Source organism: Arcticibacterium sp. GJ41-1 (assembly GCF_055808875.1).
Genome location: NZ_CM147888.1, coordinates 4,055,578 through 4,070,686, shown reverse-complemented (window position 1 = coordinate 4,070,686; position 15,109 = coordinate 4,055,578). Strand labels below are relative to the sequence as shown.

Annotated in this window: 11 protein-coding genes; all 11 read right to left on the bottom strand. The window is 39.4% G+C overall.

Features of this window, described 5'->3' with window-relative positions:
- Window positions 1-331: 331 nt before the first annotated feature.
- The 11 genes from AC0L6O_RS16740 to AC0L6O_RS16690 all read right to left on the bottom strand — a co-directional run bounded on the left by AC0L6O_RS16740 (window position 332) and on the right by AC0L6O_RS16690 (window position 15,108).
- Window positions 332-2,971 (bottom strand): tail fiber domain-containing protein, encoded by a 2,640-nt coding sequence (locus tag AC0L6O_RS16740; RefSeq protein WP_473303969.1) that lies wholly within the window; start codon window positions 2,969-2,971, stop codon window positions 332-334.
- Complete coding sequence (locus AC0L6O_RS16735; protein WP_473303967.1) at window positions 2,968-3,318, bottom strand: LytTR family transcriptional regulator DNA-binding domain-containing protein; 351 nt, start codon at window positions 3,316-3,318, stop codon at window positions 2,968-2,970. Before AC0L6O_RS16735 ends, AC0L6O_RS16740 begins: the two co-directional genes overlap by 4 nt.
- 507 nt (window positions 3,319-3,825) lie before the next feature.
- Window positions 3,826-4,425 (bottom strand): hypothetical protein, encoded by a 600-nt coding sequence (locus AC0L6O_RS16730; protein WP_473303966.1) that lies wholly within the window; start codon window positions 4,423-4,425, stop codon window positions 3,826-3,828.
- A 121-nt stretch (window positions 4,426-4,546) separates the two neighbouring features.
- On the bottom strand, window positions 4,547-5,917 hold the full coding sequence (locus AC0L6O_RS16725; protein ID WP_473303964.1) for an FGGY-family carbohydrate kinase: 1,371 nt from the start codon (window positions 5,915-5,917) through the stop codon (window positions 4,547-4,549).
- A gap of 108 nt (window positions 5,918-6,025) precedes the next feature.
- Window positions 6,026-8,131 carry a bifunctional aldolase/short-chain dehydrogenase gene (locus AC0L6O_RS16720; RefSeq protein WP_473303962.1) on the bottom strand — a complete coding sequence of 702 codons (2,106 nt, stop codon included), beginning with the start codon at window positions 8,129-8,131 and terminating at the stop codon, window positions 6,026-6,028.
- Between the two features lie 130 nt (window positions 8,132-8,261).
- Window positions 8,262-9,179: a sugar ABC transporter substrate-binding protein gene (locus AC0L6O_RS16715; protein ID WP_473303961.1), complete on the bottom strand. Its 918-nt coding sequence runs from the start codon at window positions 9,177-9,179 to the stop codon at window positions 8,262-8,264.
- Window positions 9,180-9,187: 8 nt separating this feature from the next.
- Complete coding sequence (locus tag AC0L6O_RS16710) at window positions 9,188-10,126, bottom strand: ABC transporter permease (protein WP_473303959.1); 939 nt, start codon at window positions 10,124-10,126, stop codon at window positions 9,188-9,190.
- Window positions 10,113-11,588: a sugar ABC transporter ATP-binding protein gene (locus AC0L6O_RS16705; RefSeq protein WP_473303957.1), complete on the bottom strand. Its 1,476-nt coding sequence runs from the start codon at window positions 11,586-11,588 to the stop codon at window positions 10,113-10,115. The genes AC0L6O_RS16710 and AC0L6O_RS16705 overlap by 14 nt, the downstream gene beginning before the upstream one ends.
- Before the next feature lie 48 nt (window positions 11,589-11,636).
- Window positions 11,637-12,800, bottom strand: coding sequence for a Gfo/Idh/MocA family protein (locus AC0L6O_RS16700; RefSeq protein WP_473303956.1), 1,164 nt, complete (start codon window positions 12,798-12,800; stop codon window positions 11,637-11,639).
- 35 nt (window positions 12,801-12,835) lie between these two features.
- Window positions 12,836-13,870: a sugar phosphate isomerase/epimerase family protein gene (locus tag AC0L6O_RS16695; protein ID WP_473303954.1), complete on the bottom strand. Its 1,035-nt coding sequence runs from the start codon at window positions 13,868-13,870 to the stop codon at window positions 12,836-12,838.
- A gap of 29 nt (window positions 13,871-13,899) precedes the next feature.
- Window positions 13,900-15,108, bottom strand: a complete 1,209-nt coding sequence (locus tag AC0L6O_RS16690; protein ID WP_473303952.1) for a hypothetical protein — start codon at window positions 15,106-15,108, stop codon at window positions 13,900-13,902.
- Between the last annotated feature and the right edge of the window lies 1 nt (window position 15,109).

The following is a 15,109-nucleotide window of genomic DNA, read 5'->3' as shown; positions in this document are numbered from 1 at the left end:
TATTCTAAAATTAGGGTTTGACGAGCTAGATATAATGTATTTTTGGGGAGTAAGAATTCAATAAAAGAATGTTGGACTCCCTACGCCCGAGCTCAAGTGTATAGCGTGGAATTGGAATATACTCCTTGAAATTGATATTTAGCTATAGTACAGTCGGATTTGCAAATCTTCTTGAGTTGTAGGTCAAATAAAAACTGATAATTACAGTGTTATTTTCAGAATTAATAGAGTGGCGTATATGGGAAATACGAGTTTAGGAATTTCTAGAGTTCCTTTAAAATAAAACCATCCGGCTTTATAAAGTCGGATGGTCTATAAAAGGAAAATGGTTTTATTTTTTCGCGTTTCGTGAAGACTTTACCATATTTTCTTGGCCATCAAGTTGGTCTAGTCTAGCAACAATAGAATTGATTTGTTCCGATAACTCAGCATTGTTTGAACTTAAGCTTTCATTATCTTTTTTAAGTTTTTCAATTAAGTTTTGCTGCTCTTGCACAGCCTTAATAAGCGGTGCTATAAGGTCATTGTATCTAACAGAATAGAAGCCCTTATCATCTTTAGAAAGCATGCCTAAGTCTTCCTCAGAAAAACCGTGCTTGGCAAGAACTTTTTCCAGATCCTGAGCTATCACACCAAACTCTTGCTCCTTTTTCTCGTTTCCCTTTCTGTGATATAATACAGGCTCAACCTCTTTGATAAAGTCTAATCCCAGTGGGCTGGTTTGGATGTTTTCTTTCCATCTTCTGTCTGAGGTAATAGCCCAGGCAACTTGGACTCCTGCGTATGAGACGTCATCATTACCTATTCTTACTTGATTGCTTCCAGTACTAGAAGGAACTCCGGCATTATAACCAATGACTGTATTGTTAGAACCACTGGTTAAATAAAAACCAGCACTAGTTCCTACAAAAGTGTTTTGATCACCAGCTACTAATAAATTACCTGCGACGTGTCCTACAGCCGTATTTGAACTTCCCGTAGAGTTTTCAAGACTTCTACGCCCAAAAGAACTATTATTTTCGCCGCTGGAATTTGACTTTAAGGCATCTGAACCAAAAGCTGAGTTATCGTTGGTATTAGAGACAGCCAAGGCTGACTTTCCGAACGCGGTATTAAAATTTCCTATTTGATTTAATTTCAACGAACCAGACCCTCCACTTGTATTTTCAATTCCAACAGAATTATTCATGCCAGCCTCATGCCCAATAGCAGTATTGTTAGTTCCTGTATTATTAGCTGCGACCACGCTACCTCTTAACGCTTCATTTCCAACCGCTGTATTTCCTGATATAGAAGTGTTACTCATTAATTGCATTGCCAACCTTCCAATCGCAGTATTTCTACTACCAGTAATATTTGTTGAAAGTGCTTGATAACCCAATGCAGTATTATCAAAACCGGTTGTATTCAAGCCTAAAGCATCTTGTCCCATGGCAACATTATACTGCCCGCTACTATTGAATTTCAAGGCACGGCTTCCAACTGCTGAGTTTGAGTTACCAGATGTTATTTGCATTAATGCCTCATCTCCAACAGCCGTATTAAAACGACCAGTGTTATTAGCCGGAGTTTCACTCCCTCGTAAAGCGGTAAAACCAACGGCGGTGTTATATGTATCTTGCCCCGTAGTTCTATCATCTGCAAAATACATGGCATCACTACCAATGGCTGTCATTCTCCCATTTGCCTTATTAGAATATGCAGTAGCCGTTCCGATAGCTACTACATCAGAACCAGATGTTGTTGAAATTGCTGCCTCTCTACCCACGGCCACATTCTCAATCCCTGTTACATTATGGTATAATGTATTATAGCCAACAGCAGTATTCGAACTTCCTTTAGTTTTATATAAAGTTCCGAACCCAACACCAACATTTTGGCTTCCGGTCGTCATTTGGTAACCAGATAGTGAGCCCACAAATGTATTTTCTTCACCTGTAGAATTTTGCTGAAGTGCTCCTGCACCGAGAGCTGTATTATCTTTACCAGAAGAATTGAAAGATAACGCATATGCCCCAAGTGCTACGTTACGAATTCCAGTATTACTTTCAGGTGTATTACTACCTCTGAGGCTTGAATGCCCAACAGCTGTATTAAATGAACTAATTCCAGAAGTCCTGTTATCCGCATTTTCCATTGATAGAGAACCAATAGCGACATTATGATTATTCCCCTTGTTATTCTTTAAAGAATTTGACCCAATCGCAACATTATGATCGCCATCAATATTGTAAGAAAGTGCCTGATAGCCCATTCCAATATTATTTTCTCCCGAAGTATTATATTCCATAGCATTATTACCTACTGCTACGTTTAATATCCCACTTCGATTTTCAAACATTGAAAAAGCACCAATAGAAACATTTTCACTTCCATAATCATTTTTACTTAGTGCCAGGTTTCCAATGGCGGTATTAAATGAACCCGATACATTATTTAACATAGCTTCAGCACCTATTGCCGTATTGCGGGTAGATATATTGTCTCCTGAATTATCAGCTCCTTTAAGTGCTTCGTATCCAAGAGCAGTGTTGAGGGCTTCAAGTTCATTAGGATTGTTACTAGAGAAGTACATGGCATTATAACCCACAGCCGTATTTTTTGAAGTGGCAGTACTACTGAAGAGTGCATATGCACCCAAGCCAGTATTATAATTACCAGTTGCATTAGATCTTAATGAAGCTACACCAATAGAGGTGTTTGCATTTCCTGTTGTGATAAAGTAAGAAGAGGACAGACCCATGGCAGTATTAAACTGTCCTGTAGTCATTAATGTAAATGGGTAATATCCAAATGCAGTATTGCTTGGGTCTTTAACAGCGGCACCTCCAGGGGCTGCTGTTCTGGCGGAGGTTACACCTGTGGGTGTGATTGTCAACGAACCGTCATTAGGGTCGGTGACAAACATTTGTGCTGATAGTGAACCACCCATTAAAAGGATGGATGTGAGAAGTAAATGTTTAGGTTTCATATCAATTCGTTTAGCGTTTTATTATTAAATAAGGTTGGAAAGTCTATTTTTAGTCTTTCTCTTTTTCTTCGAGGTACTTTAATATTAGTGTTGTCTTTTAAAGTAATGCTGTCTCCATGGTTTATAGATTTGATAAAAGTTCTTTTAACTAGGTTAGATCTATCTATTCTTATAAAGTCTTCGTTTTTAAATAGGTCTTGAAACACCTTTAAACTGTATGCGGATAAAATACTAGTACCATCTTTTTTAATGAGATAAGTATAGTTAGCACTTGCTTTTAGACGGGAGATTTCTTGATTATTAAATCGGGATAAAATTTTGGGTTGATTCTTTTCTGAAGTTTTCATGGCTTTGGGATTTGTTTTGATAGTGTAAAATTCGCTAGTAATCAAGTACTTGTCAATCACCCTGAAGGGTGAAATTTCGAGTATTTAGGGAAGTTTTTGTCACCCTTAGGGTGACATGAAGTATATACGTTAGTGGAAAAAGGAAATGAACTAGCTAATGAAGAATAGAAATTAGCTGTTATTTATTAACTAAGTATTTGATGGAAATAGCACCAAGTGTTATGCTATATATGAAGTAAATCAGGTGTATTTAGAATACCAAGGTTTCTACTATTTCGGGAAGTTGACCATTAGAAAAATGTAAAGACAAAGGGGGAGTTTTAATGGGAGTACGAAAAATTAGTGAATTTTAGAAAAGGATTTCTGCTCCATCAACTATGTGTTTTGTAGGCAAAAGAATGACAAATATTTTGAATGAATATAGAAGGGAAGAAACCCCTCTTTATTCATATTTAAAATTTGTTTCAAACAGAATCATAGATTAATTGCAGATAAAAAGGCATAAATTTAATATTGGCCTTTTACAAGTAGTGTAATGGCTGTGACGTTTATTCCCAAGGCAATTCCCCAATTCTTCCAAATTTGACCTTTCTTTATTCTAGTTGCCTTATGTTTATAACCAGAATAATAAGATGGGTTCTTTTTTAATTCAGAATTTGGGAAATTAAGATTGCCGTCTCTTGGTGAGTTTGATGAACATGCAATGGCTGGAATTAACCCAATAATAGGAGATATTAAACTTGTAAAGAAGGTTGCTCCTCTTCCGCTATTTCCAGCTCTATAATTACTGTATGCATCTGTAGCTCCCATTTGGTATAATTCAGAAGAAGTTGGGGGCTTTGGTAATGGTTCTGCTAAAACAGTTTGAGAAATGGGTATGTCGAAAATGTCTTTTGTGCCATTTTCATACCTAATTATTAAAATACTAGATTTTGGAATTGTAAATGTCGGGCCGTTTAAATTATTGAATTTTTTGTATTTCACATCGTGCAATAATACTTCTAGGATTTTTGATTCAATATCAGTTCCATCTTTAAGTGTAAGTAAGTCTTGGGAGTACGAGATAAAAGAAGTCAGAAAGAAAAGCAGGGGTAGTAGTTTTCTCATTAAAAGTATCTTTGGCAATGAATTTTATTGTGGGCGGATATTCTTAAAATAAGACAAATACTATACCAGATTTAAAAAGGACAAAAACCTATTATTGTTCGGTCGTCTTTATGGGCTTTATTTACAGCTTAACTGGCTTATGCTTTTTGAGCGAGTAGTTTTTCTTTAGGAATTTTGGATTAAGCGTAACATCTGAGATAGCTATGGCGGCACCTAATGCCGAACCTAAAGACGAATCGGTAGTTTTAAGTTCCATAGGACTTAGGTAATGGCTAAGCAGTTTTATGTAGATGTCGTTGTCGGAAAAACCTCCGTCAATATAAATTCTTTCCAATTTAGCTTTCCCTTTTGCCATGTCAATGTTTTTGACCTGAAGGTTTACTAGCTCTTGCATCATTTGATGGTAAGCTTCTTCAAAAGTTTCAAAAGGCAAAGTGGTTTTCTTTGGGGCTGCGGAGTCTTTTAGGCTTTCCCAAGCAAAATGCGGTTTAAAGTTCTCGTTAAGTTTCTTGAAAATACGCTTGGAGAATTTGACCGTACGGTGTGTTTCGTGCGGTACTTTATAATGGTCGGTTAGTTTGGCTATTTGTAATTTGTATTCGTTGCCTAAAAATAGTCTTGCGGCTTTTACGGCTTCGCCGTTTATTCGCATGTTGTTTTGGCAGTCGGCCTTTAAATCAGTGGCACTTAAAATACCATCACTAAACGGGTTCAAGGTAATGGCCCATGTACCCGTAGATACTAATAAGAAAGGCTTTTTAGAGCTTCTCAAGTAAGGGACTAAGGCAGACGAACTGTCATGAATTCCCACACCAATTTTCATTTTGTGCCCTTTGTAGTTCATGTTGATACTACTTTCGGTAGGTACTATGGCAGGTAGCTTTTCATGAATACCTTCTTCATAGACCCATCTATGGTAATCTTGCTTTTTATAGTCCCAGAGAGCGGTATGGCAGCCTATGCTGGTGTATTCACTAAGTGGAATTCCGGTGAATAAGTAACTGACAAACTGCGGAAGGTGCAGCGAGTATTTTATCTTTTTGAAAAGCTCTGGCTGTTGATACTTGAGCAGATATATCTGCAATCCAGAGTTTAAATTACCCAATTTTGAAGAGCCCGTTTCTTGACAGAATTTGGCAATCGGGCCATACTTTCTGTAAAACTTTGCTTCTATGTTGGCATCGTATGGTTTGGTATAATTATATAGTGGAGCCACCACTTCGCCATCATAACCAATATGCACAAAACTAGCTCCGTAAGTAGAGAAGTTTAGGCTTGTGATTTCATATTTATCTGCCTTCAGAATATTGTCAAAAGTGTCTACTATCCACGTTTTTAACTTGTCAATATCTTCACAAGGGTATCCGTCTTCGTCTACAGTTTCATCAAAACGAATGTACTCTTTATGAACCTCTTGAAAGTTTTCATCAAAAAGAAAAATCTTCTTATTGGTTTTTCCAATATCAAAAACTGCGGTGACCTTCTGTTTCATTCGTAAATGCTAAATTTTCAAAAAGGAAGATATATAATTATTCTTGAAGTGTATTAAGAAAAAACACTAGCACCATGCGGCACTAGTGTTTTGTTTTTCGTGTTTGAATTATCTGACAAATGCGTTTGCCATACCACCGTCCACATTAATAATGTTTCCAGTGCTTTTATCTAATATAGCTACCAGAGCAAAAACTCCGTTGGCTATATCGGCTGGATAAATAATTTCATTCATTAAGTTTCTTTTGGCGTAGTGAGCTGGAAGTTCTTCTACTTTAATGCCATAAGCTTTGGCTCTGCCTTCTGCCCATGCACCTTCCCATATTTTACTACCTACTATCACGCCGTCAGGATTGACCGTGTTTACACGGATTTTCTCTGGTCCTAATTCTGCGGCCAATAATCTAGCCATGTGCTGCTGAGCGGCTTTTGACGTACCATAAGCTACGTTGTTTGGCCCCGCCACTAATCCGTTTTTACTCGCGATGCTTATGAAGTCTCCTCCAAGATTTTGCTTACGCAATACACCCACCACTTGTTTAGCCAGTTCAAACTGACCTTTCACTAATACCTTCTGAAGAATATCCCAGTCTGCATCAGTCGTTTCTGCCAATGGCTTAGAAATGGCAAGTCCAGCACTGTGAACTACGATATCTACACCACCAAATTCTAGCGATGCTGCTTTATAAGCTTCTGCTACAGAATTGCTATCGGTTACATCACACACTGCGTAGCCTGCGGTATCTTTTGGGTAAGTAGCTACGGCTTCTTTTAGTCTATCTTCGGCTATATCAGTTAAGAAAACATTGGCCCCTTCTTCTGCTAATTTATCTGCAATGGCTTTACCTATTCCGCCACCTGCACCCGTTACAAAAGCTACTTTTCTAGAAAGTGGCTTCTCTTTTGGCATTCTTGAAAGCTTGGCTTCCTCTAATAACCAATATTCAATGTCAAATGCTTCCTGTCTTGGTAGTGACGTGTAAGACGTAATAGCTTCCGCACCACGCATTACATTAATGGCATTGATATAAAACTCGCTAGCTACACGGGTAGTTTGTTTGTTTTTTGCGAAGCTAAACATACCTACACCTGGGTAAATAATGATGACCGGATTGGCATCTCTTACCGCTGGGCTATTTGCCTTTTTGCAGGTATCGTAATATTCTTGGTATTCTTTTCTGTAAGCTTCAAAAGCTGGTTCTAGCTTCGCCAAAACTGCTGCTGAATCTGTCAAATCTTCTTTAGCATCTAGTGTCAATACCAAAGGTTGAATCTTAGTTCTCAAGAAATGGTCAGGACAAGAGGTTCCCATAGGAGCCAGTCTTGCTAAATCATTACTGTTTATAAATTCTAGCACCACATCGGCATCGGTAAAATGACCAATCATGCGGTTTTCAGAAGAGCACAGTCCACGTAAAAGTGGCATTAGTTCAGCGGCCTTATCAAGACGCTCTTGTTTTGGTAGGCTTTCTATTTTTTGTCCACCAAAAACGCTTCCTTTTTCTGCTATTTTTTTCTCAATGTACTCTGATGCCATTTCAATAACTTCAAGGCTATTGATGTAGCAATCATAGGAATTGTCTGCCCATGTAAATAGACCATGACTACCCAATACTATTCCTCTGATGCCTGGATTTTCTGCCAAACATTTTTCTAACTGTAAACCAAGGTCAAAACCTGGACGCTGCCAAGGTACCCAACCCATGGTATCTCCCCATATTTCTTTTGTAACCTTCTCGCTGTCTTCAGCAGCAGCTACCGCAATAAGGGCATCTGGGTGAAGGTGGTCAATATGAGCAAAAGGTAAAAGACCGTGAAGAGGCGTGTCAATAGAAGGAGCACGGCTGTCAAGGTCATAAATGCAATGATTAAAAAGACCAACCATACGGTCCTCGTCTTCTAGTCCTCCGTACACATCTTTAAGGTTACGAAGTCTTTCTGTATATAATCCTGCTATGCCCGAACGGGTCAATGTTCCTATATCTCCACCAGAACCTTTAATCCACATTACCTCTACTTCTTCATTGGTAAGTGGGTCTTTTTCGATGGTTTTGCAGCTAGTATTTCCGCCACCATAATTGGTGATTCGGAGGTCCGCACCCAAGATGTTAGATCTATATAAAAATAAGGCAACTTGGTCGTCTTTAAGAGCCTCTGCTTTTTCAGCGTCCCAGAGGTAATCTACGTATTTGAAATCCTTAATTGAAGTGTCCATGATGATTCTGTTATTTGAATGCTAAATTATTAAGTGTACTTAGGTATCCCGTCCTTTACTGTACTGCTCAATCTTAATTATTCTACTTTTATTTTGTAATATACTTATGTTGAGTGCTTTGTGTGATTTCTTATTTTAAGAAATCATCCACGTTTTCTTTCACTACTAATTGAAACGGAATAAGAACTTCCTTTTCGGTTTCTTGACCTTGGGCTAGTTTCACGGCAGTGTTTACTGCAGCGGCTCCTTGCTCTCGGGCATTTTGAAAAACGGTGGCGTCTAATGTTCCTTTTTTAACCGCTTGAAGAGCATCTTGGATGGCATCAATACTTACCACCAAAACTTTATCTTTCATGCCTGCGTTTTCTAATGCTTTTACGGCTCCCATGCCCATTTCGTCATTATGAGCAAATACCGCATCTATTTTATCGCCGTAAGACTGAATCCAGTTTTGCATCAAATCCATGCTTTTAGACCTGTCCCATTCGCCTGTTTGCTCTGCCATTAATTTCATTTCAGGATGAGCTTTTAATATTTCTTTGGCTCCTTGTTCTCTTTGAATTTGGGCGGCTTGTCCCATGAAACCATGAATCATGACCAAGTTTCCTTTTCCTTCCATTTTTTCTGCCAAATAGTTCATTGCTATTCGTGCTGATTCCACATCATTAGAACCTACAAAAGCTGTTGGTTTTGCTGTAGTTTCAGAATTGACATTTACGATAGGAATGCCTGCGGCAATGGCTCTACTTACGGCAGGAGAACTAGCTTCTACTTCGCAAGGGTTTAGAATAATGGCGTCAACACCTTGGGCTATGAAGCTTTCTACTTGCTCCATTTGCTTTAATGCAGACCTTTCGGCGTCTACGGTAATAAGCTTAACGCCTAACTCATCTGCCTTTTTTTGCATTTCGTCCGCCACATTGACAATGAACTCATTTTGCATGCTCAGCATGGTGACTCCTATAACTAGTTTGCCATCGTCTTCTGCCGAATTACAGGCATTTAAGGCTAGGAGACCTGCAAAAAAAAGTAATTTAAGTGCTTTCATATTTCTGTTTAGTTTCTTGTTTTTAGATTCCAGCTGTCCATTAGTACAGCTCCTATGATGATGATACCCATAATAACTTGCTGGTAATAGGAAGTTACGTTCATAAGGTCGAGGCCGTTGTTTATAACACCAATAAGCAAAACACCGATAAGAGTTCCTATCATAGTTCCACGGCCACCTGTGGTACTGGTACCGCCAATAACTACGGCGGCAATAGCATCTAGTTCAAAGCCCATTCCTGAGTTTGGCTGTCCTGTGCTTATCCTTGCGGTCAATAATATTCCTGCCAAACCCGAAAGTGCTCCGCAGATAGCATAGGCTGCTAGTTTAACTTTATTGACACTGATTCCTGAAGCCCAAGAGGCATCTTCATTTCCGCCAATGGCGTAAACATACCGTCCGAAAATGGTTTTGCGAAGTGTAATGGAGCATATAATAAATACTAAAATTAGAATGATAATTGGGACAGGAAGTCCAGCAATTTTTCCATTCCCAATAAAGTTAAAACTCTCTGATAAGTTAGATACTGGTCGGCCTTTGCATAATATTAATGCTAAGCCGCGACCAATAGTCATGGTTCCTAAGGTTACTATAAAAGGGGCAATCTTACTTTTAGTAACCAGAAAGCCGTTTAGAAGCCCAAAGGCAAGTCCTGCCATCAAGCCTCCTGCTATGGCAACTGCTACAGGGTAATCTCCATTTTGTGCCAAAGATGCTGCCACCACACCCGTAACGGCGACTATAGAACCTACGGATAGGTCAATTCCCCCCGTAATAATGACGAAAGTAACACCGAATGCTAATAAGGCATTGATAGAAACTTGCGTGATGATGATAGTCCAGTTGGCTACGCTTAAAAACTGTGGTGTAGCAAAAGAGAGTATAGCACAGGTGACTATAAACGAGATAAATATGCCGTATTCTTTTAGGCTTTTAGTGAATTGCATGCTGCATGATGTTTTCTTGAGTGGCTTCTTTTCCTGATAATATGGCGGTTTGTTTTCCTTCGGAGAGTACCACTATTCTGTCGCTCATGCCTAGTACTTCTGGTAACTCAGAAGATATCATAATAATACCTATGCCTTTTTGACTCAATGTTCTGATGAGTTTATAAATTTCAAATTTAGCTCCTATGTCAATTCCTCTGGTGGGTTCATCCAATATAATGACCTTTGGCGAAGTCAGTAGCACTTTTCCTATCACCACTTTTTGTTGGTTTCCGCCACTTAGGCTTCTTACAGTTTGGCTGAGACCATTGGATTTTATTTTCAAATCCTTTACCATGTGTTCACCTACACTTTGCTCTCTGTTTTTGACGGGAAAAGAGCCGTTGGCATATACAGATAAACTAGCTAAAGTAAGATTATCATTGACCGATAGGTCTGGAATAAAACCCAGTGCTTTTCGGTCTTCACTTACGTAGCCTATCTTGTTTTTGATAGCATCCTTTGGGCTTTTGAGCTTTAGCTTAACACCATCTAAAATTACTTTTCCGCTGTTGAATTTATCTAAACCCGCTATAGCTCGGGCTACCTCTGTTCTTCCTGCACCTACTAAACCTGCTAAGCCTAAAACTTCACCTTCTTTAAGGTCGAAATTGATGTTTTCAAATTTCCCGGTGGAGCTTAAGTCTTGTATTTCTAGCAGTGTTTGACCTATTTCGGCAGTAGATTCAGGGTAAATACTGTCAATCTCTCTACCCACCATCATAGTGATGAGGGTTTTGTTATCTAGTTCGTCGGCAGCTTTAGTGCCAATATAAATACCATCTCGGAGCACGGTGATTCTATCTGCAATTTGGAATATCTCATCCATCTTATGCGAAATATAGACAATGGCCACATTTCTGCTTTTAAGGTCTTTGATGATATCAAAAAGCTTGGCTACCTCTTTATCAGATAGGGCAGAGGTTGGCTCATCCATGATGATGATTTTGGCCTCATTTGAAATGGCTTTTACTATTTCCACCATTTGCATTTGAGCTATGCTCAAATCCTTCATCTTGGTTTTAGGATTTAGCGTCAAACCAATATTGTCAAAAAGCTCTTGGGTTTGCTGATTGATATGTTTCTCTTTTAAAAAGGAAAACGTGGAGGTTTCTTTTCCTAAGAAAATGTTTTGAGCTATGCTCAACTCAGGCACCATCAAAATCTCCTGATGAATCATGGCAATACCTTTTTTTAAGGTTTCTTGCACATCCATTTTGGTGATGTCTTCACCATCTAGATTTACCGTTCCAGTATCAGGTTTTAGGAGTCCCATGAGTATTTTCATGAGGGTAGACTTACCTGCACCATTTTCTCCCATAAGAGCATGAACCTCGCCTGACTTTAGGTCAAAAGAGATGTTTTCTAGAACCTTAATTCCAGAAAATGATTTTGAGATTTGAGAGATTTTAAGAAGAGGCATAGGGTTATATGAGAAATGCAGCCTAGTGAGTACTAGGCTGCATTTATTTTATACGAATTTACCGTCAACACCAGTGTCAACCCATCTTTTTTCATTTGCCGATGAAATGATGGCTTCGCACACTTTTTGTGTTTGTAAAGCCTCTTTGAAGGTAGGGGAGCATGGTGTTCCGTCTTCTAAACTTTTTAGGAAATCGGCTACTTGGTGCACAAAACTATGTTCCCAACCAATTCCACAGCCAGGAATCCACCATTTGTCAATGTATGGGTGGTCGCCGTCGGTAACATGAATAGAACGCCATCCTCTAACCTGAGACTCATCAGAATGGTCAAAGAACTCTAATCTGTTTAAGTCATGCAAGTCCCAACGGATGGAAGCATGCTCACCATTGATTTCAAAAGTTTTTAGAGCTTTATGACCTCTGGCATATCTGGTGGCCTCAAAAAGTCCTAAAGAACCATTCTCAAAATGGCAATGGAAAAGGCAAGCATCGTCAATTTTGACAGGCTCTACTTTACCCGTAAGCTGATGCATACGCTCTTTTACAAAAGTTTCTGTGACGGCAGATACATCAGTAATACCTCCGTTAAGCCACATGGCTGAGTCAATACAGTGAGCTAAAAGGTCACCTGTAACACCCGAACCTGCAGCATCAGAATCCATACGCCACAATCCTTCACCACCTTGTGGAAGGTCGGCATTGATGGTCCAATCTTGTAAGAAGTTTCCTCTGTAGTGGAAGATTTTTCCAAGCTTACCAGAGTCAATAATGTTTTTGGCAAGTGTTACTGCCGGAATTCTTCTATAGTTATACCAAACTGTAGTTTGAACGCCTGCTTTTTCGGCAGCGTCTACCATTTTTTGACCTTCTGCTATAGTTCTAGAAAGAGGTTTTTCGCAAAGTACCATTTTGCCAGCCTCAGCAGCAGCTATGGAGATTTCTGCATGACTATCATTTGGCGTACAAACGTCTATTGCGTCAATATCATCTCTTGCGATAAGTTTTCTCCAATCTGTTTCATAGGAAGCGAAGTTCCATTGGTCAGCAAAAGCCTTTACTTTTTCTTCGTTTCTAGAGCATACAGCCACTAATTCTGGCTCGTACTCTAAATCTGGAAAAAAGTTATGAATTCTATTATATCCGTTTGCATGGGTTCTGCCCATTAGGCCGGTACCTACTAATCCTATTCTTAATTTCTTTTTTTCTGCCATTTTATTTCAATTTTATGGTTGAATAAATCGAGCTTTTAGGCTTCGTGCCAGCCATGTTGCTCTCTTACTTTAATCATTGCGGCTAATATGTCATTCCACGTTTTAGGTTGTGTCATGATGTCGTTTGAAAACATGCAGCCATCCCAGCAAATATGCTTAAATGCTTTTGTCAATTCTCCAGAGCCATCTCTTAACCAATAGCCAGCCTCATTGGCAATATCTAATTTACCATTAGGGTCGGTAGCTTGACAGTGGCGGCCAGTTTTATCATGAGAGCCTGTTCCGTGTACAGTACCATCATTTTGAGCCACATGGAAATCGATAGTCCATGGTCTTAGTTTGTCCGTGATTTTCTTAAGCCCTGCCAAGAAGGTTTCGCGGTCGTCCCAGTTAAAGTCTTCTGGTAAAACTCTATGCTCAGGAGCGTTATAACCTAGTAGATAAAGTGTCGTATGTGACATGTCAGCTTGGAAGCCAATGTTTTTTCTATCTACCATTTCGAAGGTTTCTAGCATATAATCCATGCTATGCATTCCTCCCCAGCAAATTTCTCCTTCTGCTGCTAGTCTTTCACCAAAATCTGCGGCTACATCACAAGCTTCACGGAACGTGTCTGCAATCAGTTTTGAATTACCTTTTGGGTCTTTTGCCCAGTCGGCTACGCTACTGGCAGAATCTATTCTTACTATGCCGTTTGGTCTGATACCAAGTGCTCTAAGTTTTTGACCTACTTCACAAGATTTACGCACCATTTCTACAAATTCGGCACGCTGCTCTTTGGTTCCCATTGCTGGACCACCCCAAATAGGAGCTACTAAACTTCCTATTTCAAGGTCATAAGCTGCGACTTTATCAGCTAATCTTTTGACACCGTCATCAGAAGTATCTAAATCATAATGTGGGTCAAAAAGTCCAATGTCTACACCGTCAAATTTGACACCGTCAACCTCGGCTGCGGCGGTCATTTTTAACATGTTGTCTAGGGCAATTGCAGGCTCAGAATCTGGTCCTTTTCCTACTATTCCTGGCCATGTGGCATTATGGAGCTTTGGATAATTATTATTACTCATTATTCTATAATTTGGGTTGAAAATCTATTTTATTCTGTCACTAAATCTGGATTGTTAGGGCCAAAGTGCTTCAAGATTACGATAGGGTCATTTGCCGAATAGTTGGTAATGGTTACCCCTTCTTTGGCAGCTTTTTCTGTAACAAAAAACTCGTCATTAGTCAGCTGCCCGTATCTTATCAAAGCTGGTGTTTCTATGTTCCATTCGCCCATTTTTCCGTGACCTTGCATCACTATCATACCATAAGCGGCGGAATCTTTCACCGTAACTGTAGCACCCGGAAGAATGGTTAATTCTTTCGCACTAAAGTCTGTGGCTTTATAACAAATCCAATTATCAATATAACCTTCTGCTTCCATTTCAGCTACAGGTTTTACTGGCTTAGGCTGCATGAAGAACTTTTCTACAATATTTGGGTCTGTGTTAAGCTCCCAGTCTATTACGCTGACAAGTTCATCATAATCACCAATTTTATCTTTAGGTGTTCCTTTCCAAAGTAATTCTTCTGGAACAATGGCTTCGTTCACTAAGCTTTGATACATGGCGAAAATGTCGGAAGCTTTCTGTGGCTCATAGGTACAAAGGCTACCTGGTGCATGTAATACTCCTGGTGGAACATACCATCCCGTACCTGGCTCTAATCTTTGAGCAGCGGAGTAATTTGTAATTTTGTTATCGCCTTTTGTAAAGTTCATCAAGCACTCCTTGATTTGCTCTTTTGTGGTACCCGGTGTTATTCCAAAGAATGTATAAGGGAAATCTCCACCGTGGTTATTAAGCTGAGGCGGGAAGTAATAAGCTTCTGGCTTACCATTTTGACCAACTAATGCCGCTTTTTCATCATTATGATGAATATGGTGAGGAAGTGGTCCCATGTTATCAAAAAACTTAGAGTACATAGGCCAGCTTTTGTATTCGTCCCAAAGTCTGTCTCCTATAATTTCTCCTTTCAGTTCGTCAATGGCATCTTTGAGCGTAAACAAAATGTCTTTTTCGCCGTCATTATAAACAACGTGACTCAAACCTTCGTTTTCGCCAGTTAAAGGGCCATTTTCAGCAGCACAGGTAGAAGATAACCATCTCTCATCAATTCCACCACGCTCACCACCTAGTACGTAATAATCGTCTGGGTGTAGTTTTATTCTTCTTCCGGGGACACAAAAAGAACGAGGTACCCATGTTGGGGTCAATCTCAAAACTCCTTTTCCTTGTTCTAGTGCCTTTGCTATATCGCTCATC

Bases quoted from the DNA above. Each gene is read 5' to 3' on its own strand.
- AC0L6O_RS16740 (WP_473303969.1), bottom strand. From the start codon at position 2,971: ATGAAACCTAAACATTTACTTCTCACATCCATCCTTTTAATGGGTGGT.
- AC0L6O_RS16735 (WP_473303967.1), bottom strand. From the start codon at position 3,318: ATGAAAACTTCAGAAAAGAATCAACCCAAAATTTTATCCCGATTTAAT.
- AC0L6O_RS16730 (WP_473303966.1), bottom strand. From the start codon at position 4,425: ATGAGAAAACTACTACCCCTGCTTTTCTTTCTGACTTCTTTTATCTCG.
- AC0L6O_RS16725 (WP_473303964.1), bottom strand. From the start codon at position 5,917: ATGAAACAGAAGGTCACCGCAGTTTTTGATATTGGAAAAACCAATAAG.
- AC0L6O_RS16720 (WP_473303962.1), bottom strand. From the start codon at position 8,131: ATGGACACTTCAATTAAGGATTTCAAATACGTAGATTACCTCTGGGAC.
- AC0L6O_RS16715 (WP_473303961.1), bottom strand. From the start codon at position 9,179: ATGAAAGCACTTAAATTACTTTTTTTTGCAGGTCTCCTAGCCTTAAAT.
- AC0L6O_RS16710 (WP_473303959.1), bottom strand. From the start codon at position 10,126: ATGCAATTCACTAAAAGCCTAAAAGAATACGGCATATTTATCTCGTTT.
- AC0L6O_RS16705 (WP_473303957.1), bottom strand. From the start codon at position 11,588: ATGCCTCTTCTTAAAATCTCTCAAATCTCAAAATCATTTTCTGGAATT.
- AC0L6O_RS16700 (WP_473303956.1), bottom strand. From the start codon at position 12,800: ATGGCAGAAAAAAAGAAATTAAGAATAGGATTAGTAGGTACCGGCCTA.
- AC0L6O_RS16695 (WP_473303954.1), bottom strand. From the start codon at position 13,870: ATGAGTAATAATAATTATCCAAAGCTCCATAATGCCACATGGCCAGGA.
- AC0L6O_RS16690 (WP_473303952.1), bottom strand. From the start codon at position 15,108: ATGAGCGATATAGCAAAGGCACTAGAACAAGGAAAAGGAGTTTTGAGA.